Origin of the sequence: Rhizobium gallicum bv. gallicum R602sp (assembly GCF_000816845.1) — a bacterium.
Classification (GTDB): domain Bacteria; phylum Pseudomonadota; class Alphaproteobacteria; order Rhizobiales; family Rhizobiaceae; genus Rhizobium; species Rhizobium gallicum.
This window is the reverse complement of record NZ_CP006877.1, coordinates 3,191,199-3,209,802: the sequence shown is the minus strand read 5'-3', so window position 1 is coordinate 3,209,802 and position 18,604 is coordinate 3,191,199. Positions and strand designations below refer to the sequence as shown.

Sequence of the window (18,604 nt, the reverse complement as noted above, 5' to 3'; positions counted from 1 at the left end):
CAGTGATGGAGATATTGCGACCGATCTTCGGGGTGGCTCTCATCACGGCGATCTGCGCTGGGCCGGTTCCCGCCGCAGACTCGTCCCAGGCGGATGCCAAGCGGGAGGAGCGCTGGCAACTGATTGCCGATTACCTTTTCGACGACCGGGAAGTTCTCCCGACCGATTCATTGATCAAAATCGATGCGCCAAAGCGCGCGCAGGATGCTGCGCTCGTGCCGATCACGCTGACAATGCCCCAAAAGGACAAAATCAAATCGGTTTATCTTGTTATCGATGACAATCCTGCGCCGCTGGCCGCTCATGTCACCTTCGGGCCGGCCGCGGACTCAGGCACGTTGCAGCTGCGTGTGCGGATCGACACCTACACAAACGTTCACGCTGTTGCCGAGACGAAAGACGGAAAACTGTTTTCGACTGCCGCCTTTGTGAAGGCATCAGGCGGCTGCTCGGCGCCTTCCGGCCCCAGCGACGCGGAAGCGATGAAGGGGATGGGGGAAATGAGGATGAAATTCGCCGAAAGCATTCAGCAGGGAAAACCTGCCGAGGCAACGCTGATGATCCGCCACCCGAACTTCAGCGGAATGCAGATGAACCAGCTCACCCGGCATTTCACGCCGGCGCGTTACCTCGAGAAGATGACTGTCTCCTACGGGGATCAGACCGTCCTGGACATTGTGGGCGATATTTCCCTGTCTACAAATCCCGTAATGGGCTTCAATTTTGTGCCCCGCGGCGACGGACCGATGAAGGTGGTCGCGTCCGACACCAAGGGTGGGCGTTGGGAACAGAGTTTCAAGGTGCCTCCGGCCACGAATTAAGAGGTGCGGACATGTCGGGGCTGATTGGAACCTTGCTGAGGGCTGCCGCCTCACTCGCGATTGCGTTGTTTCTGACCGCTGCCAGCACGCAATGGTCCTTGGCCGAAGTGCGCGAGCCGAACGGCTTGTGGACTGGCCCGATGCGGGGGCAGACACCGACGACGCTCAGAGGTGCCGTCGTCATCGATCTGGCAGGCCTTGAGGCGCTGATGCCTAAAAATCCGGTGCTTCTCGATGTTGGCCCCGCCGATAAGAAGCCGGAAGAATTTCCCAAGGATCGGCTTTGGCTGCCGACCCATCGCTCCATTCCGGGCGCAGCATGGTTTCCGGGCGCCGGCGCAGCGGCTTTTGGGCCGACGCAAGAGGAAGTTTTTTTTCGTCGCGTAGAGGAACTGACGCAAGGAGACAGCTCAAAGCCCATCGTTACTTTCTGCCGTCCCGAGTGCTGGGGTAGTTGGAACGCTGGAAAACGGCTGGTGATGAAGGGCTATACCAGCGTTTATTGGTTCCCAGGCGGAATCGACAGTTGGCAGGAGGTCCACGACGCGGTCGAAATCAAGCCAGACGGGGATTGGCACTCAGAGGCGGCGAAATAGTCACAAAGCGGCTTCGACCGTTAGCCCAGTTGGCATCGGAAAGGTGGCAGATGAGGAGATGAGTCGCTGTCTTCAGATCGTGGACGGGTTCAGCTCTGAAGAGCCGACGAGCCGATGCCGCTCAAGGGGCATCGGTTGCGCACCGCATGCTTCCTCATCACCGGCCTGCCGGAACTGGGGCTCGACACGCCCTTTATATCGCCGCCTTGCCAGCCATCCGCTTCGACCCCGCCATGAAGGCTTTCTACACAAATCTCGGGCGATAACCTAGGCTGCGGTCGGGTCAAGCACGGTCATGTCAATTTCCGTGAGTTCCACGCGGCGCTCGAAGGCAATGCCGGCCTCATCGAAGAGGTGGCAATCTGTGGCGTTGATCCCCGTGACGACAGGCGTATCGGCGCGAATTCCGACACTGCCGGGAAGCATCGCGCAGTAGTTTTCGCCCTCGCCGTTAAGCGAGGCGTAGGCGACCGTATGGGCGCCAAGCCGTTCGATAACGGTCGGCGTAACCGTCAGCGAGATGTCGCCGGATCCAAGCTGCACATGCTCCGGCCGGATGCCGAGCGTAAGCGTCTTGCCGATCATGCCCTCGCGCGGAGCAACCGGCAAAGTGGCGGTCTGCCCGCCATGGTCCACCTCCACGCCGGCATCGCTGACGCTTTTGCAGGTAACCGGCAGGAAGTTCATTTTCGGATTTCCGATGAAACCGGCAACAAAGAGGTTGGTCGGCTTGTGATAGAGCTCCAGTGGTGCACCGGTCTGAGAGATATCGCCGGCATCCAGCACGACGATGCGGTCGGCCATGGTCATGGCTTCCACCTGATCGTGCGTCACGTAAATCATTGTGGCCTTCAACTGGCGATGCAGTTTTGCAAGCTCGATGCGCATATCGGCGCGTAGCGCCGCATCGAGGTTCGACAGCGGTTCGTCGAAGAGGAATATCTTCGGCTCGCGCACGATGGCGCGGCCGATTGCGACACGTTGGCGCTGGCCGCCAGACAGCATGCCGGGCTTCTGCTGCAAGCGCTGATCAAGATGGAGAATACGCGCCGCATTCTCGACCTTTGCCTTGAGCTTTGACTCCTCCATCTTCTCGACGCGGAGCGGAAAGGCGATGTTTTCGAATACGGTCATGTGCGGATAAAGCGCGTAGGACTGGAACACCATGGCAATGCCGCGTTTGACCGGCGGCAGGTCGTTGACCCGGATACCATCGATGACGATGTCTCCGGCAGTTGTCGCATCGAGACCGGCGATCATGCGCAGGAGGGTGGATTTGCCGCAACCTGAGGGACCAACGAAGACAACGAACTCGCCGTTCTTCACATCGAGCTGGACGCCCTTCAGAACTTCGTAGTCGCCGTAGAATTTCTGAACCTTATTGAGAAAAAGCTGTCCCAAAACCTGTCTCCGGTCGCCGCTGCAGCAGCACTTGCACAATCAGGAAGGATCGCGGGTTGTTGCTTCCCCGCGATCCCCATGAAGACTACTTGAACGCTTCGATTTCGCCAGCAGCCTTCTTGAGTGCGTCGGCCGGCTGAGCCTGACCGGTCACGACGGATTGCACCATCGCAATCATCGAGTTCTGGAAGCCCTTATAGTCGGTGAAAAGGGGTTCCGGACCACCGTAGCTGATGCCGTCGATCAAGGGCTTCCAGTAAGGCTTTTCAGTCACCAGCTTGTCGATATTCGGCGACGGCCGAAGCGGCGTCAGACCGGATTCGCCGTTGAGCTCATATTCCTCCTGGGGACCGGGAGAGGTGATGAACTTGGCGAATTCGATTGCCTTGTCCTCGACGCCCGAACCCTTGAAGATCGCAAGACTGTCGGTGATCAGCAGAGTACCCGGGCCCTTGGCCTGCGGGCCAAGCGGCAGGGTCGTGATGCCCCAGTCGATCTTGGTGTCCTTCAGGCGGTAGGCAGCACCGGAACCCGCCTGGATCATCGCGACCTTGCCGTCGAGGAAGATGGCGCGGACTTCGTTCTGCTCGTAGGCCGTCGGGCCTTCTTCTGAATAGGGCACAATGCTCTTATAGGCCTCCAGCGCTTTCAGCACTTCGGGGCTATCGAGGGTAATTTTGCCTTCCGCGTCCGTCACCGTGCCGTTGTTGGTGTAAACCCAGTGCATGAACTGATGCATTGTGTTGTCGAAGGTCTTGGCCGAAAGGCCGAAGCCGGGGATTCCGGTTTTCTCCTTGATGATCTTGGCATATTCGATTTCCTCGTCCCAGGTCTTCGGCGGCTTCTCGGGATCAAGGCCAGCCTGCTTGAAGAGATCCTTGTTCCAGTAAAGCGCCTTTGTCGAAAATGCGATCGGAACGCCCCATTGTGTGCCGTCGAAGGTGACGGTGTCGACGATGTGCGGATAGTAGGCCTTCTTTTCCTCGTCGGTCATCGGCACCTCGACGATCAGGTCGTTCTGGGCAAATTCCTTGAGGGTACGCGAACCGACATAGGCCATCGCGACTGGCGTGCCAGCCGCAGCAAGCGTCGTTGCCTTGTCCTGGCACTGGGCCCAGCCAACGACTTCCGGCGTGATCTTCCAGCCGGTGTTCTTTTCTTCCCACTGCTTGATGTACTTCGCATGGATATCGTCGAGCTTATCGCCGCAATAAATCCAGCTGATCTCCTGGTCGGCGGCTTCGGCCTTAACAACGGTCAACGCCGTCGAACCGAGCAAGGCGAGTGCCATGAGGCCTGTTCTGATGGTAATACTCACGTTGTGACTCCCATTCTTGTGTTAGCTGTTCACTCGTTTTCTTGGTCTTATTGTTTCACCGCACCGGCGGTCAGCCCGCCGACGAGATAGCGTTGCAGGAAGAAGATGACGACCATCGCCGGCAGGATGCCGACGAAGGAGGCCGCCATCAGTTCGTTCCAGATGACCTCCTGCTTACCGAAGTAAGCAAAGAGTCCCACCGGCAGGGGCATGTATTCGGTCTTCGAGTTGAACGTCAGCGCGAAGATGAATTGCTGCGCATAGGCGCCGATGAAAGTGGTGATCGCCACGACGATGATCCCGGGCATTGCGATCGGCAGGATTACACGGCGAAGCGTGTAGAAATGGCTGGCGCCATCCATATACGCGGCTTCATTCAATTCCTGGGGAATGCGGATCATATAGGTCCTGAGAAGCCAGATCGCCGACGGAATGAGGAAGGCCACGCCCGGCACGATCATGGCGAGATAGGTGTTGAGGACGCCCATGCTGCGCATCAGCCGGAAGAGAGGGATCAAGAGTACCGCGCCGGAGAACATGTTGACTGTCAGGAAGGCGCCGAGAAGGATGCCCATGCCCCTGAACTCGAACCGTGCAAAGGCGTAGGACGCCGGGATGACGAGACACAGAACGATTATCGTGACGATGATCGATATGAAGAACGAATTGAAAATATAGCGCCCGAAACCTGGAACGCTGACCCACATCGTTCGGTAGGCCTCGAAGGAACCGTTCTCCGGCCAGAACCGATAAGGCGAGGAAAAGAGCTGGCTCAACGGTTTCAGCGAGACCAGAAAGCCTTCGACGAAGGGCGAAAGAACGAAGGCCAGAAACAGCGCGATGCCGCAATAGATCAGCACGAGTTCCCACCAGCTGTAGCGATCGATCATAGCGGGGCTGCTCATGCGCGCTTCTCCGGGTTGAGACGGCGGGTGACACGAAAATAGGCAAAGCAGAAGAGCGACAGGAAGATGCAGATCAGCACCGCGCGTGCAGCGCCTTCACCGTATTTCTTGGAGCCGATGGCAGTCTGATAGGTATCAATGATCATCGTGGTCGTTTGACCGCTCGGACCGCCCTGGGTCAGAATCCAGATGATATCGAAGGAATTGAACGTGGCGATCAAAGACAGCATCGACATCGTGATGATCGCCGGGACCATCAGCGGCAGCGTGATGCGGCGGAAACGATAAAATCGGCCGGCGCCATCTGTCCAGGCTGCCTCGTAGAGGTCCTTCGGAATGGACTGGATCGCGGCCAGAAAATAGATGGTGACCAGCGGAACGCCGATCCAGACGTCGGTGATGATCGTTGCCCAGAAGGCAGTGCTTCCGTAAGCCAGGAATGCCACTGGTCCGTCGGTCAGGCCGAAGCGCTGCAGAAGGCCGGAGATCATCCCGAACTGTCCGTTGTACATCCACCCCCACATGAAGATGCCGATCGCCATCGGCACGATCCATGGCGGCATGGTGAGCAGGCGGAAAAGCGAGCGGCCGGGCACGGCAGCATTGAGCATCGTCGCGCCGAAGGTGCCGATGATCATTTTGATTGATACCGAAAAGAACGTCCATATGAAGGTGCGGAGGATGACTTCCGCAAATGTGGCGTTGAAGATCTTCTCGTAGTTGATCCAGCCGACCCAGTTCGTCGTCTTCCTGAGCGATGCGTCGGTGAAGGAAAGAATGAACGTATCGACCAGCGGATAGGCGACGATCGCCATGACGTAAAGGACAGCTGGAAGGAGAAGGATCCAGGCGAAGATGACGGTGCTTTTTTGAACACTCATCCTGCCATCCTCCTCAAGCCGCTCTGGCGTGGAGCGCCTCGTCGAAGCGATCCCACACAGGACGCAGATCGACGACTGTCCTCTTCATCCGTGCTTCGTCCATCGCTAACGCAAGGATGCCCGCCTCGAGCGCGTTCAGCGTCGAGACGGGAAGTTCAGTGCCGGTGCGGACGCTGTCGAGCAGGTCGGCGGCCATCTGTTCGTCTGCGCCGTAATGCTGGGAAAGTTCGGTTGCGGCATACTTGGTCTCAACGATCTTCTTTCCGGTCAGCTGCTCGTGCACGTCGAGATAGCCGCGGACGAAATCGCCCTCCGCCATCCCGCGCGAACCCATGATGGCAAAGCGGCGAAACTGATCCGGAACGTTGAGATTGGTGTGGAAATTCATGCCGACGCCATTTGCATATTCGACGATCGCGACCTGATAGTCGATGATGTCGGCATCGCTGTCGAAGACCCTGTCCGATCCCATCCAGCCGCTGGGTTTGCGGTGAAAGAGTTCGAGGTCGTTGATCCCCTCACGCGTTGGATCATTTGCAGGAATGAAGCTCTTGCGTCCGCCGAAGCTTGCGACGCGTTCCGCCCTGGCGCCGACCACGCCGTTGTAAAGGTCGAGGTCATGGCAGCACTTTTCCAGCATGAAACTGCCGGAATAGCGCTCGTAGCGTCTCCAGTCGCGCATGAAGAACGCGCCGTGATAGGGTTCGATATGTTCGGATGCCTCGATCGAGACGATCTGGCCGAGCTTGCCGGCTGCCTGGATGGCGCGAAGGTCCTTGTAGAGCGGCGAATACCGCAGCACCAGGCCGACCATCAGCCGTTCATGGCCGAACTTTGCCATTAGCCTGGCGAGCTCGATGCTTTCGGCGATCGTGGTGACGATCGGCTTTTCGCAAAACACTTTCAAGCCGGCCTCAAGGCCCAGCCGGATGTGTTCCAGATGCATGTGGTTGGGCGAGCCGATCATCAGGAGGTCGAGCTTTTCGCCGGCAAGAAGTTCCTCAGGCGACGCGTACGCCTTGCCGACCGAAATACCCTTTTCCGTCAAGCCGGGGAGACCGGCAGGCTCCGGATCGACGTAGCCTGCGATTTCGAAGCTGCTGTCGATAGCCTTGAAGACATAGCCAAGATAGCCGAGCCGGAATCCCAGCCCTACGATTCCCACTTTCATGCTAAAGTCGTTCCCATTTCGTAATTTATTTTCTTCAGGTTGGGGCAAAAATTACAAGTCGTCAACTGTTAACGCGGCTTCTCCCGAAATCATGAAATTAATTTTCATGAGCCGAAAATGGATCGCGATATCACCTCTGCATTTCCGTTGGCAGTTTCTCAGATTCCGAGACTTCGCTTGGAGTGGCTATCGCAAGCATGTCGCGATAAATTCCCGGAACAGATCCTTCGATCGGGATCGCGCCAACGCTGCGGCGATAAAATTCCATCGGGCCGGCGCCGCCAATGACGCCATAGGCGTAACCCTGGGCGCGCATGTCGAGCAGGGTTGTAATCAGCAAGGCCTGACCGACGCCATGACCGCGGGCTGAAACATCCACGCCTGTGGGCCCGAAGAAGCCTTTGGCCGTCGCCTCGTGGCAAGCAAAGCCGATGAGCTCACCGCCTTTGACGGCAACAAAACACGACGGCGGCTGGCGCATTGTGGCAACGGTCGCCTCCGACGCCCATCCGGCGCCAAAGCGCGGCTCGATCCACGAGGTGAGTGCTTTGAGCTCGGGTGCAAGCACCCGGCGGATCAGGATGTCCTGATCTGCCAAACGCTTCTCCAAGGCGGAATCAGGTTTAAGTTCGTAGAGTTTCACCAACATGTCCATGACTGTGTCCTTTGTCTTTCATCCCTTGACCGCGCCTGCCGTCAGACCCGCAACGATGCGGCGCTGGAAGAAAAGCACCACCAAGATGAGGGGGAGGGTGACGGTAACCGAGGCGGCCATGATCTGGCCGAAGGGATATTCGTAACGGCTGTTTCCAGCAATGAGGCCGATTGCAACCGGCACCGTGCGGTTCTCGTCCGTCAAAGTGAAGGTGAGTGCGAAGAGGAACTCGTTCCACGCCAGGATGAAGGCCAAAATGCCGGTGCTGGCGAGCGACGGACCCATCAGCGGCAGCAGGATCTTCATCAGAATGCGAAAATGCGAGCATCCGTCGATGATTGCCGCTTCTTCCAGCTCACGCGGGAATTCCCGGATGAAGGTCGTGAGAACCCAGGTCGTGAACGGCACTGTCGAGAGAAGATAAGTCAGAACCAGTGCGCTTGGACGATTGAACAACCCCATCCAGTTGATCAGCTCGAACATGCCGGAGAGAACGACGACCTGCGGAAAGATCGAGATCATCAGGATGATCATCAGCAGTGTCCGGCGCTGCGGAAAATCGATCCGCCCGAGCGCATAAGCGGCACTAAGGCCGATAAAAAGCGACAAGAACGTCGTCGCCACCGCGACATAGGCGGAATTGAGAAGCGAGCCCATGAAGACCGGATTGTCGATCAGCTGCCGGTAGTAGGTGAAATCGAGCGCGGGAACGAGTGCTGCCCGGTAGAGCGCTGCGCCCTGCTTCGTCGAAGACACGAAAGCCCAATAATAGGGGAAAAGCGTGTAGATCAGCACGAGCAGGAGTGCTGCGGACTGAAAGAGCCTCACGATGCGTCGCCGCACCCGGTAGTAGGCAGCAGGTTTGCGTACCGCTCTGTAGAGTGCAACCTCCGTCATTTCGTCAGCTCCCCGCTTGCGCGATCGAGACGTAGCGCGCCGATGATGATGATGGCGGCGAGCGCCACCAAGAGGAACACCCATGTCGATGCGGCCGAGCCGACACCCAGCTCCTGAAAGCTGATGAGCCTGTCACGCGCATAGATCGACACAGTCATGACATTCTCATTGCTGGCAGCCATGACATAGGCAAGGTCGAACATCCGAAGGGCATCGAGCACGCGAAAGAGCACGGCCACGCCGATGGCCGGCCGAAGCATCGGCAAGGTGATCGACCAGAAGCGCTTCCATGCCGGAATGCCGTCCACCTCTGCAGCTTCGAATATTTCCGGCGAAATCAGCTGCAGTCCGGCAAGGATCAACAGGACCATGAAGGGCGTCGTCATCCACACGTCGGCAAAAATGATGACGCCCATGATCAGCGAGCTGCTCGCCGTCCAGGCTATTCCGTGATCGATAAAGCCCAGTCCGATCAGGATCTTGTTAAGCACCCCGAACTGGTCGTTCAGCATCCATTCCCAGATTTTTGCGGAAACGACGACGGGGATCGCCCAAGGGACGAGGATGGCAGCACGCACCAGCCCCCGTCCCGGGATGGCCTCATTGATCAAAAGCGCAATTGCAAGGCCGAGAACGGTTTCTATAGCAACCGAAATGACCGTGAAGACGATGGTGTTCCTGACGGCCACCCACCAGCTTCTGTCGTTGATCACGTCGAGAAAATTATCGATCCCAACCATGGAATAGATGGAAGGATCATCAAGATAGGCATCGGTGAAGGAAAAGAAGAAGGTCCGCGCGAGAGGCCAGACGGCCACGAGCAGCATCACGATGATGACGGGGATGAGGAAAAGCCATGCGGCCAGGTGGTCGCGGCGTGCCAGACGCGCGCTCATTGCTCTGCTGCCCTCACATTGTTGACAATCGCCCTTTTTTGCGGGATCCGCCGCTCAGCCGCGTCGAAGACGAATACCGCCTCGTCAGCAAACTTCAGTCCGATCCGCAGGCCGATCATTTCCTTGGCAGGCGGAACATTCACCCGGATTACCCACACGACCTCTTCCGTAATGCGGCAATAGGCAAAATGCTCATGCCCGAGGTCTTCGACACGCTCCAGGACACCAGACATGCGCCCCGTGCCGGCGGCTGCGATGGTAAGGGCTTCCGGCCTCACGCCGATGGTCGCGGCCGTTGCATCGGAGCCCAGAAATCCTGCATCAACAGAAAGTCCACCGGGGCCTGTAATCTTCTTGCCGCCGGCGGCATCTTGCATGGAAACGGACAGGAAGTTCATCCGTGGGCTTCCGATGAAGCTTGCCACGAAGCGGTTGTCCGGTGCGTGGTAAAGGGTTTGCGGGGTGCCTACCTGCTCGATGCGCCCGTGGTTGAGAACAACGATCCTGTCAGCGAGCGTCATGGCTTCGGACTGATCGTGCGTCACATAGATCATCGTCGTCTTGAGTTCGTCGTGAAGCTTGGCGATCTCCATGCGCATCTCCATGCGCAGATCGGAGTCCAGGTTCGAAAGCGGCTCGTCGAAAAGAAAGATCTCCGGCTGACGGACCAGCGCCCGGCCGATCGCAACACGCTGGCGTTGGCCGCCGGACAACTCTCTCGGACGGCGATCCAGGAGATGATCGACCTTGAGCATTCTTGCAACGGCGAGCACCTTGTCGCTGATGGCGGTCCGCGCAAGACCGAGCGTTTCCAGCGCAAAGCCGATATTGCGCGCAACGCTCATATGCGGATAGAGCGCATAGGATTGAAAGACAAAGGCAACGCCCCTCTTGGAGGCCGGAACGTCGGTGACATCGTCGCCGCCGATGCTGACGGCGCCCTTTGTCGGGGACACCAGACCGGCGACGATACGCAGCAAGGTAGACTTGCCGCAACCCGATGGGCCGACAAAGACGATGAACTCGCCGTCCCTGATCCTGAGATCGACATCTTCGATCACGGAATGCGTGCCATAGCTTTTTGAAACGGAGTCCAGTGAAACCGATGCCATCTTACACCCGAACTTGATTATGCTGAAAAGCAACGGCCACTTCAGTGGCCGGTTGCACGGCAGGTAAGCCGGCTGTGCGAGCAGGCAAGGGGTCCCGCTCGCGCCGGCTTGTCAGAAAAGCCTCAACGGCTCTCCTTCAGCTTCTCAAGTCGCGCTGCAAGGGCGCTCAGCCCTGACTTGATATCGCCGCCGCCTGACAGCATGTCGTGGACCGAGCGATAAAAGGCTTGCGAAACGCGGTTATAGCTCGTGCCGGTATAGCCTGAGGGACGGCTTGCGCTGTCGGCGAATGCCTGCTGGTTGTCCTTGAGGAAGGGCAATTTTGCAAGCACGTCCGGATCGCTGTAAAGCGCCTGGATCGAAGGGTTGTAGGCCGCCTCGATCGCCCGCATCTTCTGCATGTCGGGCGCGGTGATGAAGTTGACGAAATCGGCCGCAACCTCGGGCTTGGCACTGAACTTTGACACGCCGTAATACATCGGGCCGAGGCAGCCGCTCGACTTTTGGCCCTCCTTGCCGACGGGAAGCGGCATCACGCCGACCTTGTCGATGACAGCACTGCCTTTCTGATGGGTCGTTCCCCAAACATAAGGCCAGTTGCGATGGAAAACCGCGTTTCCGGACTCGAAGATCGCGCGGGAGGCTTCCTCGTCGTAGTTCAGCACGCCTTCCGGGCTGATGCTGCCGATCCAGCCTTTGGCCTTCTCTATCGCTTCGGCTGCCTGCGGATTGTCGATCGTCACCTTGCCATCGTCCGAGATGATCGTGCCGCCGCCATTTGAGGCGATCAGTTCGATAGCGTCGCAGGTAAGACCTTCGTAGCTCTTGGCCTGCCAGGCATAGCCCCACATCTCGCCATTGCCGGCGGCGCGTTCCTTGTCCTGGACTTCCTTTGCACTGGCTGCAAGCTCGTCCCAGCTCTTCGGCGGCTGCTTGCCGTATTTCTCCAGAAGATCCTTGCGATAATACATCAGCCCGACATCCATATAGGCGGGCATGGCGACCAGCTTGCCGTCAAGCTTGGCTGCGCCGAGCGTCGAGGCGAAATGCTTGTCCTGGTCTGCCTGCGGCACCAGGGTCTTCAGGTCGAGCAGGTTGTTTTTGAACATGCCGAGCCAGATGACGTCCAGGAACAGGACGTCGATGTCCTTGGATTTCGACGCCAGCAGCTGCTGATAAAGCGGGATCGCATCATCGAGCAAAGCCGGCATCTTGTTGATCTTCGCCTCGTTGCCGGTCTTTTCCTTCCAGGCATTGGCGACCGTCGTACAAAGCTCGAACTCGGTCGGCGAGCAGAATACGGAAATGGTCTCCGCATGGGCGTTCCCGGTCCAAATGCCGACGGAGATGGCTAAGGCAGCAAGGCTTCTCTTCAACATGAACTGTTCCCTTTTTGTGATAGCGCTTCGGTATCTATGGAACTCTATGGCTCCTGGGCACACATTAGGACTGGTTATATCCAGTCATGTCAATATGGACTTTGTCGCAAATTACGTGGAGAGTGGTTGCAAAATGACAGCAAAGGAAAGGGGAACAGGTTTGAACAAGCGTCAGGAGCGCCCGCTTTCCATTATGCCTCAGAGTCTGGTGGACCGCGAAGATCCCCGTCCGCTCCACAAGCAAGTCTATGAAGCGCTTTTGACGTCGATCCGAAACGGCAAGCTGCCGTTGCGGGGAAAATTGCCCTCGGAACGCGAATTAGTTGATCTCTTCGATGTCAGCAGGATTACTATTCGGCACGCAATACGCGAGTTGGTTCAGCAAGGCGTGGTGACGAGCCAGCCGGGCAAAGGGCTGTATGTGGCAGAGCATAGCGGCGGATTCGAGCTGCAGGTTCTCAAGAGCTTTACCGCCACAGCCATTTCGAACGGCCGCGTTCCTGGACATCGCCTGATCGAGGCACGTGTCCTTCGTGCACCGCTGGAGATCAGCCGGCCGCTTTTCCTGCCGCCCGGCGCTGATGTCGTCGTGCTCTCCCGATTGCGCTTGCTCGATGAGATTCCGGTTGTCATTCAGACGGATTGGCTGCCGGCCGCGCGGGTTCCCGGCCTTCTGGACCTGGATTGGACGGTGGGCAACCGCTCGCTCTATGCAGAGCTGCGCCAGCACCATCACATCCATCCGTCGCGCGGGCAAACAACATTGAGCGCGCGTCTGGCGTCTGCTGACGAGGCGGAGATGCTTGGCTTGCATTCACCGGCCGCTGTCCTGACCGTCGATCAGATTGCCTTCGACAACCGCAACCGGCCGGTGAACCTCACGGCCCTTGTGCATCACCCGGAGCGCTATCCCCTGACGCTCGCGCAATCTGAAACGGGCGACATCGCGCAATATTGAAGAGATGTGGACGTCAAGGCGACGCTCTGGGTACAAGAGTGAGGCTTTGCCTCGATCCATGAAACCATGGAGTCCTTCATGAAATCGGGGCTATCGATAAGGTCACGATGACATGAAATGCCGCCCCCGTCATCGCCGCCCATCGGGTCGGGAGAGCATGAAACGAAACTCGCGAACATGGAAATATGTTACTGTAACTCATGGGGTGCAGATGTAGTTTCTGGAGGGATCGGGCGCTGTCGTGTTACTGATGACGAAGACCGACATGGAACAACTGGACTTGAACCAGTTCCCGCGCACGATCCACCTGTGCAGACGTTATGGTGAACATTGTTGACGAGACTACCGCCGCTTTTGGTAGGCGCGTTTTTTAAGTCAGCGCAGCCAACGATCGGACCATTTCATGACGGAAGCGGCCAAGTACTCGGCGATTGAGGTGTTGCGTGACGGACGCCGCGTCGAAATCCGCGCACTGAGACCCGAGGACCGGACTGGACTCGAAGAAGCGTTGGCCGCAGCTCCGCGGAATCCCTCCGCCGACGTTTCTTCGCGGCAAAGCGCAGCTTTACGGAACAGGAAATCGCTTTTTTCGTTGACATAGATTTTGTCAATCATGTGGCTTTGGTAGCAGTAACGGAAGAAAGCGGACGACCGGTAGTCGTCGGAGGTGGACGCTATGTCGTGGTAGAGCCTGGGCAGGCCGAGGTCGCCTTCACCGTCTCCGACCACTGCCAGGGACTGGGCGTCGGCGGGGCACTGATGCGCCACGTCACCGCGATTGCTCGTGAAGCCGGAATCAAGGAACTGATCGCAGAAGTCCTGCCAGAAAACATCCCGATGCTGGCGGTGTTCAACCGAAGCGGATTGCGCTTGAGTACAAAGCGAGAGCGCGGGGTCGTGCATGTCACGCTTCATCTGTTCTGAATGATACGGGATACCAGGGTCGCCTTATTTTGGCTTCAGCATCCCGTAACAGACGCATCGACTCATGGCCGGGGACAATCCCCCCGGGAGCGTCACCGCGCTGGAACTGGACCCTTTGACCGCGCCTGAAGATGATCCCGACCGCTCGGAAACCAAATCTCACATCCCGATGTTAGCGGCAAGGAAGGGTCATATCTAGCTTCTGATCCATGGACGAAATCCACTTGGCTGCTATGTCCTGTCGGATACCAACGCGGAGAAACTCGATGTCAGAACTCGTGGTGCTCGGTTTCGATACCGCCGACAAGGCGGACGCCATTCTCAACCGGCTTGTCCAACTCGAGAAGGAATACCTTGTCGATCTGGAAGACGCCGTGGTCGCAGTCCGCGACAGCTCGGGCAAGGTCCGCCTGAAGCAAAGCCTCAATCTTACCGCGGCCGGCGCGGCCAGCGGCGGTGTTTCTGGTGCTCTGTGGGGATCGCTGGTCGGTCTCCTGTTCCTCAACCCGCTGGCGGGCATGGTCCTCGGTGGCGCCTTCGGCGCCGGATCGGGTGCGCTTGCCGGTTCAATAACCGACTATGGGATCGACGACGATCTCATCAAACGGCTGGCCGAAGCGATTCCGGCCAATAGCTCGGCGCTGTTCCTTCTCGTCCGGAAGGCGCAGCCCGAGAAGGTGCTGGAAGCATTCAAGGGTGAGCGTGCCAAGGTCCTGCGCTCGTCGTTGTCTCCAGAGCAGGAGGAGCGCCTACGTCAGGCCCTCGCCGCCGAACCGCTCGTCCCATCTGCTCCGCCTTCGTCCAGCGTGTGATGTCTGCTGGACCATTTGCGAACAGCGTTAGAAGTTTGACGCTTTTCTGTCGACGGTTGCCTTTGGCAACGGGAGAATCGTCGAAGAGCTCGTGGTAGGGACGTAGCCCGTGAAGGTGCGATTTGCGAAGTCTTTCTCGCGATTATTGAAGACGCAGAGGAAGTTTCAGAGCCTCTTCGAAAAGGCTTGGAAAAATTCGCAGGCGAAAACGAGATCAACGTCGACAGTATCGAAAGGCGGCGTAAGTCCGGTCCTTCGCGAGGTAGTCGGCTTCGGCAGTAATCCTGGACGGCTCGGGATGAAACTTTTTCTTCCGAAGCGATTGCCAGCAAAGCCGCCGCTCGTCGTGATCCTTCATGGGTGCCGGCAGACGCCTGAGAGCTTCGACGCTGCAAGCGGGTTTTCCAGGCTCGCTGCCCAGCGCGGATTTGTTCTCCTTTATCCGCAACAGAAGAATGCCAACAATGCCCACGGCTGCTTCAACTGGTTTCGGCCAAGCGCGGTAGCGCGCGACCGCGGCGAGTTGATGTCTGTCCGGCAGATGATCGAACATGCCATTGACCGCCACCGGATCGATCGGTCCCGGATCTACATTGCGGGGTTATCTGCGGGCGGAGCAATGACATCGGCCCTTATCGCAACATATTCCGGCCTGTTTGCCGGTGCCGCGATCGTCGGCGGAATGCCCTTTGGGACCGCAAGGGACGCAGTATCCGCTTTGCGGGCGATGAAATCCGGCACTGCGCCTCCACCGGGCGGATGGGGCAGCCCAGTCAAAGCGGTTTCGCCGGCGCAGAGCGTATGGCCAAACGTCTCCATATGGCAAGGAACAGCAGACCGCGTGGTGAAGTCCGTAAACGCGGAGGCATGCGTTGCTCAATGGCTCGAGGTTGCCGGCATCCCGGAAGAAATGCGCCGCACAGTGGTCCAGCCCTGGGGTACGCTTGTCCGGTGGGAGCAACACGGACGTTTTCGGGTATTGCTCTACTTGCTGCAGGGGTTCGGCCATGGGCTTCCAGTGCGAGATCTGGGGAAGGAAGGCCGGGGACGAAAGCTCGATCCCTTTGTCCTTGACGCGGGTATTTCCGCTCCAGCCGAACTCATGCGTCTCTGGAATTTGAAACGGTTCGTTCCTTGAACATACGCAATGCCGTCCTGTTTGGGGCCAGATGGCTTGTCTGCCGGCCTAAGCGGGAGGCGCCTACGAGCTAAAGGCGGTGAGGGGCACAAATCCGTTGAACAGGAAGATCCGATCGCCCCGCGCGATGACATCGTCGACATCGCACGGTCGCTGGCGAAGCCGGGAGGTGAGGGACGAGGAAAATCCGCGCCGAATTCTGTTGCATGAGTTCAGGACGCGCGGGCCCATATCCCATGATACCCGCTATTTCAAGCCTTGCGTGGACGGCTTGAATTTGATCGCCATGTGATCCATCAGAACTCATGCGGCAGCCTTGGTTCTATCCGGCCGGAACCTATAGGCGTTGCCGCTGTTTAGGTTTTGTCACTCAAAGGAGGAACCTCCAATGGCTGAACCAAACAGCGGTAACGGTCAGACGATCAGTGCGATGTTTGACAGCGAAAGCGACGCGCAGCAGGCCGCGGACGAATTGATTGAATCCGGCATTCCAAAAGATGCAGTGACGTTGACCCGAGGCCACCGGCAAGACGCGCCGCCGAAGGAGCGCGCCGGCTTTCTCGATGCGATCGCGAACTTCTTCTTTACAGACGAGCAGCGAAGCATCTACGCCGAGGGCCTTCGACGCGGGGGCTTCCTCGTCACCGCGCAGACGGTAAGCCAATCGGCTCACGACACCGCCCTGAGGATCCTGACCGCGAAGGGAAGCATCGATATCGACGAGCGTGCTGAGCAGTGGCGCGCCGAGGGCTGGCGAGCCTGACGCAGGCCGAGGGTTTCGCGATATTGAACTCAGTGGTTGAAGGCCTCGCTTTGCGTCGGCTATGGAACAACACTCATCTGAAACGGCGTTAAGACTAAACAGCGCCGGTTCGGTCGGACGTGAGGTGTAGCGATGCGGTTTTTGTCCGCCCTGTAACCCCGCCCTTCGTGGTTCTCGCCACGTGCTTCCTAGCGCTTTGCGCTTCACTTTCACTGTTAATTGATCCGATGTGTTGCAATCACACACTGATTTCATCAATAGCAGGCGCCGTCTCATCTTATAGTGGGCGGTCCCAGCGAAGTCCCGTCAGCAAGGTTTTTATCCATGTGGAGTGAACCCCTTTTCGGTGCAGGCAATCTCCGTGTTCGAGACGATCGCTCCGAGCCGCTTCATCGAGCGTCTTGGCTTAACTCTGCTATCACCTTCGACCACCGGCGCTGGGTGTGCAGGGAGATCGAGTTGCGCTGGACCGCACCGCGGCACGTCATTGTGCTGACCGAGAAGGGGCGAACCGAGCGAACGCGCGTTTCCTCCAGCAACGGCCTCGTTTATGACGGGCGGGACCGGGCGGGTGCCATCACCTTCGTGCCGGCCGATGTAGAGCGGTACGGCGTCTATCGCGAAGCAGACCTCAGCTATTCCGCTTTGTGGATCGATCCCACCGCGGATATTTCAGGCTCCGATCAGTTGTCGCGAATGCCGACTCTGGTGAACGGGACGGATCCGGTCATGGCCGCGCTCGTCTCTTCGCTTTGCGCGGATATGGCCCGCGGCATACGGCCGGATGCGGCCTATGTCGAGCATCTTGTCGCACTTCTGGCGTTGCGTGTCGCCTTTCTGGATGGACATGTTTCGCCTGGCCATCGCGTCGGCCCGCTCAGCCGACGGACGCTCGCGCGGATGGACGAATTCATAGATGCGCAGCTGCAGGGCGACATATCGCTGCGCGATCTTGCGGCTGTCGCCAAGATGCCGGTGGACACCTTCGCTCGACGCTTCAAGGCGGCGACCGGAATGGCGCCTTATGCCTATGTGCTCGAACGGCGCATCACCCGTGCGGAAACCCTGCTGCGAGCCACGTCATCGCCGATCGGTAATCTTGCGCTCGCTCTCGGCTTTGCCAGCCAGAGCCATTTCACCTCGACATTCCGGCGTTTGCGGGGAACTACGCCGAGAGCCTATCGCTCGGAATTTCTTCCGGAATCCTGACAGTTTCACCGGGATCGTGGAAGAAGTGGGCTGATCGAGCCCCCATACTAGGATCGTTCTGAAAGACTGCGCAGCCGACATCCGGTCGATGCGCCAGGAACGGAGACGATCCGATGACAAATGACACCAGGTCTGGCCTCACCAGGCGTGCCGTCCTCGAGACGGGAGTCGCGACGGGATTTTTTCTCGTGACGGGTTTGCCGGCAAGCGGCCAGTCGCAACCGACGCCGATTGAAGCGGCTCCCACTCACGTCGAAACAGTTCCCCTGACCCTGCGGATCAACGCCCAAACCTTCGATGTCAACGTCGATCCGAGAACGACCTTGCTGGACACCTTCCGCAACAGCCTCGGGCTGACCGGCTCCAAAAAGGGCTGCGACCACGGCCAATGCGGCGCCTGCACGGTGCTGGTCAACGGGCGAAGGATCAATTCCTGTCTGACGCTCGCCATCATGCATGAAGGCGACGAGATCACCACGATCGAAGGCTTGGCGGAGGAGGGCGAGCTGCATCCAATGCAGGCGGCCTTCATCGCAAGAGACGGCTTCCAATGCGGCTATTGTACGCCCGGCCAGATCTGTTCGGCAGTCGGCATGTTGCAGGAAGCGGCCGCAGGCTGGCCGAGCCATGTCAGCGGGGATGTCGCGGCCGAAACGGTCGGCCTGACGGACGTCGAGATCCGTGAGCGCATGAGCGGCAATATCTGTCGTTGCGCCGCCTATGACAACATCGTCGCCGCGATCCGCGACGTCAGCGAGGAGGCTTGAA

19 protein-coding genes and 1 pseudogene are annotated in these 18,604 nt (G+C 58.5%); 10 read left to right on the top strand and 10 right to left on the bottom strand.

Annotation, left to right across the window (positions count from 1 at the left end):
- Positions 1–5: 5 nt before the first annotated feature.
- The 3 genes and pseudogenes from RGR602_RS15725 to RGR602_RS40030 form a co-directional block, all read left to right on the top strand.
- Positions 6–821 (top strand): quinoprotein dehydrogenase-associated SoxYZ-like carrier, encoded by an 816-nt coding sequence (locus RGR602_RS15725; RefSeq protein WP_170250316.1) that lies wholly within the window; start codon positions 6–8, stop codon positions 819–821.
- Between the two features lie 11 nt (positions 822–832).
- A complete protein-coding gene (locus RGR602_RS15720) occupies positions 833–1,417 on the top strand; it encodes a rhodanese-like domain-containing protein (RefSeq protein ID WP_039845870.1) in 585 nt (194 codons plus the stop codon).
- 99 nt (positions 1,418–1,516) lie between these two features.
- A pseudogene (locus RGR602_RS40030) lies at positions 1,517–1,674 on the top strand (IS110 family transposase); the annotation flags it as partial.
- A gap of 10 nt (positions 1,675–1,684) precedes the next feature.
- Here RGR602_RS40030 and RGR602_RS15715 read toward each other — a convergent pair.
- The 10 genes from RGR602_RS15715 to RGR602_RS15670 form a co-directional block, all read right to left on the bottom strand.
- Positions 1,685–2,818: an ABC transporter ATP-binding protein gene (locus RGR602_RS15715; protein ID WP_039845869.1), complete on the bottom strand. Its 1,134-nt coding sequence runs from the start codon at positions 2,816–2,818 to the stop codon at positions 1,685–1,687.
- Between the two features lie 85 nt (positions 2,819–2,903).
- Positions 2,904–4,109, bottom strand: a complete 1,206-nt coding sequence (locus RGR602_RS15710; protein ID WP_039845868.1) for an ABC transporter substrate-binding protein — start codon at positions 4,107–4,109, stop codon at positions 2,904–2,906.
- Between the two features lie 74 nt (positions 4,110–4,183).
- Entirely contained in the window at positions 4,184–5,041 is an 858-nt protein-coding gene (locus tag RGR602_RS15705; protein WP_022718731.1) for a carbohydrate ABC transporter permease, read from the bottom strand.
- A complete protein-coding gene (locus tag RGR602_RS15700; RefSeq protein ID WP_022718732.1) occupies positions 5,038–5,922 on the bottom strand; it encodes a carbohydrate ABC transporter permease in 885 nt (294 codons plus the stop codon). The genes RGR602_RS15705 and RGR602_RS15700 overlap by 4 nt, the downstream gene beginning before the upstream one ends.
- A 13-nt stretch (positions 5,923–5,935) precedes the next feature.
- Positions 5,936–7,093 (bottom strand): Gfo/Idh/MocA family protein, encoded by a 1,158-nt coding sequence (locus RGR602_RS15695; protein ID WP_039845867.1) that lies wholly within the window; start codon positions 7,091–7,093, stop codon positions 5,936–5,938.
- A 130-nt stretch (positions 7,094–7,223) separates the two neighbouring features.
- Complete coding sequence (locus RGR602_RS15690) at positions 7,224–7,748, bottom strand: GNAT family N-acetyltransferase (RefSeq protein WP_039845866.1); 525 nt, start codon at positions 7,746–7,748, stop codon at positions 7,224–7,226.
- A gap of 18 nt (positions 7,749–7,766) precedes the next feature.
- Positions 7,767–8,645: a carbohydrate ABC transporter permease gene (locus RGR602_RS15685; RefSeq protein WP_039845865.1), complete on the bottom strand. Its 879-nt coding sequence runs from the start codon at positions 8,643–8,645 to the stop codon at positions 7,767–7,769.
- On the bottom strand, positions 8,642–9,541 hold the full coding sequence (locus RGR602_RS15680) for a carbohydrate ABC transporter permease (RefSeq protein ID WP_039845864.1): 900 nt from the start codon (positions 9,539–9,541) through the stop codon (positions 8,642–8,644). Before RGR602_RS15680 ends, RGR602_RS15685 begins: the two co-directional genes overlap by 4 nt.
- The gene (locus tag RGR602_RS15675) at positions 9,538–10,653 is read right to left on the bottom strand and encodes an ABC transporter ATP-binding protein (RefSeq protein ID WP_039846944.1); all 1,116 of its coding nucleotides are present in this window, start codon (positions 10,651–10,653) and stop codon (positions 9,538–9,540) included. The genes RGR602_RS15680 and RGR602_RS15675 overlap by 4 nt, the downstream gene beginning before the upstream one ends.
- Positions 10,654–10,775: 122 nt before the next feature.
- A complete protein-coding gene (locus tag RGR602_RS15670; RefSeq protein ID WP_039845863.1) occupies positions 10,776–12,032 on the bottom strand; it encodes an ABC transporter substrate-binding protein in 1,257 nt (418 codons plus the stop codon).
- Between the two features lie 193 nt (positions 12,033–12,225).
- On the opposite strand from RGR602_RS15670, the gene RGR602_RS15665 reads away from it, so the two are divergent.
- The 7 genes from RGR602_RS15665 to RGR602_RS15635 all read left to right on the top strand — a co-directional run bounded on the left by RGR602_RS15665 (position 12,226) and on the right by RGR602_RS15635 (position 18,603).
- Complete coding sequence (locus RGR602_RS15665; protein WP_039846943.1) at positions 12,226–12,990, top strand: GntR family transcriptional regulator; 765 nt, start codon at positions 12,226–12,228, stop codon at positions 12,988–12,990.
- A 615-nt stretch (positions 12,991–13,605) separates the two neighbouring features.
- Positions 13,606–13,914, top strand: a complete 309-nt coding sequence (locus RGR602_RS39420) for a GNAT family N-acetyltransferase (RefSeq protein WP_323808228.1) — start codon at positions 13,606–13,608, stop codon at positions 13,912–13,914.
- A gap of 266 nt (positions 13,915–14,180) precedes the next feature.
- On the top strand, positions 14,181–14,726 hold the full coding sequence (locus RGR602_RS15655; protein ID WP_039845861.1) for a DUF1269 domain-containing protein: 546 nt from the start codon (positions 14,181–14,183) through the stop codon (positions 14,724–14,726).
- A gap of 109 nt (positions 14,727–14,835) precedes the next feature.
- Positions 14,836–15,864, top strand: coding sequence for an extracellular catalytic domain type 1 short-chain-length polyhydroxyalkanoate depolymerase (locus tag RGR602_RS15650; protein WP_039845860.1), 1,029 nt, complete (start codon positions 14,836–14,838; stop codon positions 15,862–15,864).
- A gap of 388 nt (positions 15,865–16,252) precedes the next feature.
- Entirely contained in the window at positions 16,253–16,627 is a 375-nt protein-coding gene (locus RGR602_RS15645; RefSeq protein WP_052451596.1) for a hypothetical protein, read from the top strand.
- Between the two features lie 459 nt (positions 16,628–17,086).
- Positions 17,087–17,836, top strand: a complete 750-nt coding sequence (locus RGR602_RS15640) for a helix-turn-helix transcriptional regulator (protein WP_223843952.1) — start codon at positions 17,087–17,089, stop codon at positions 17,834–17,836.
- Between the two features lie 113 nt (positions 17,837–17,949).
- The gene (locus tag RGR602_RS15635) at positions 17,950–18,603 is read left to right on the top strand and encodes a 2Fe-2S iron-sulfur cluster-binding protein (protein WP_039845858.1); all 654 of its coding nucleotides are present in this window, start codon (positions 17,950–17,952) and stop codon (positions 18,601–18,603) included.
- Position 18,604 lies beyond the last annotated feature (1 nt).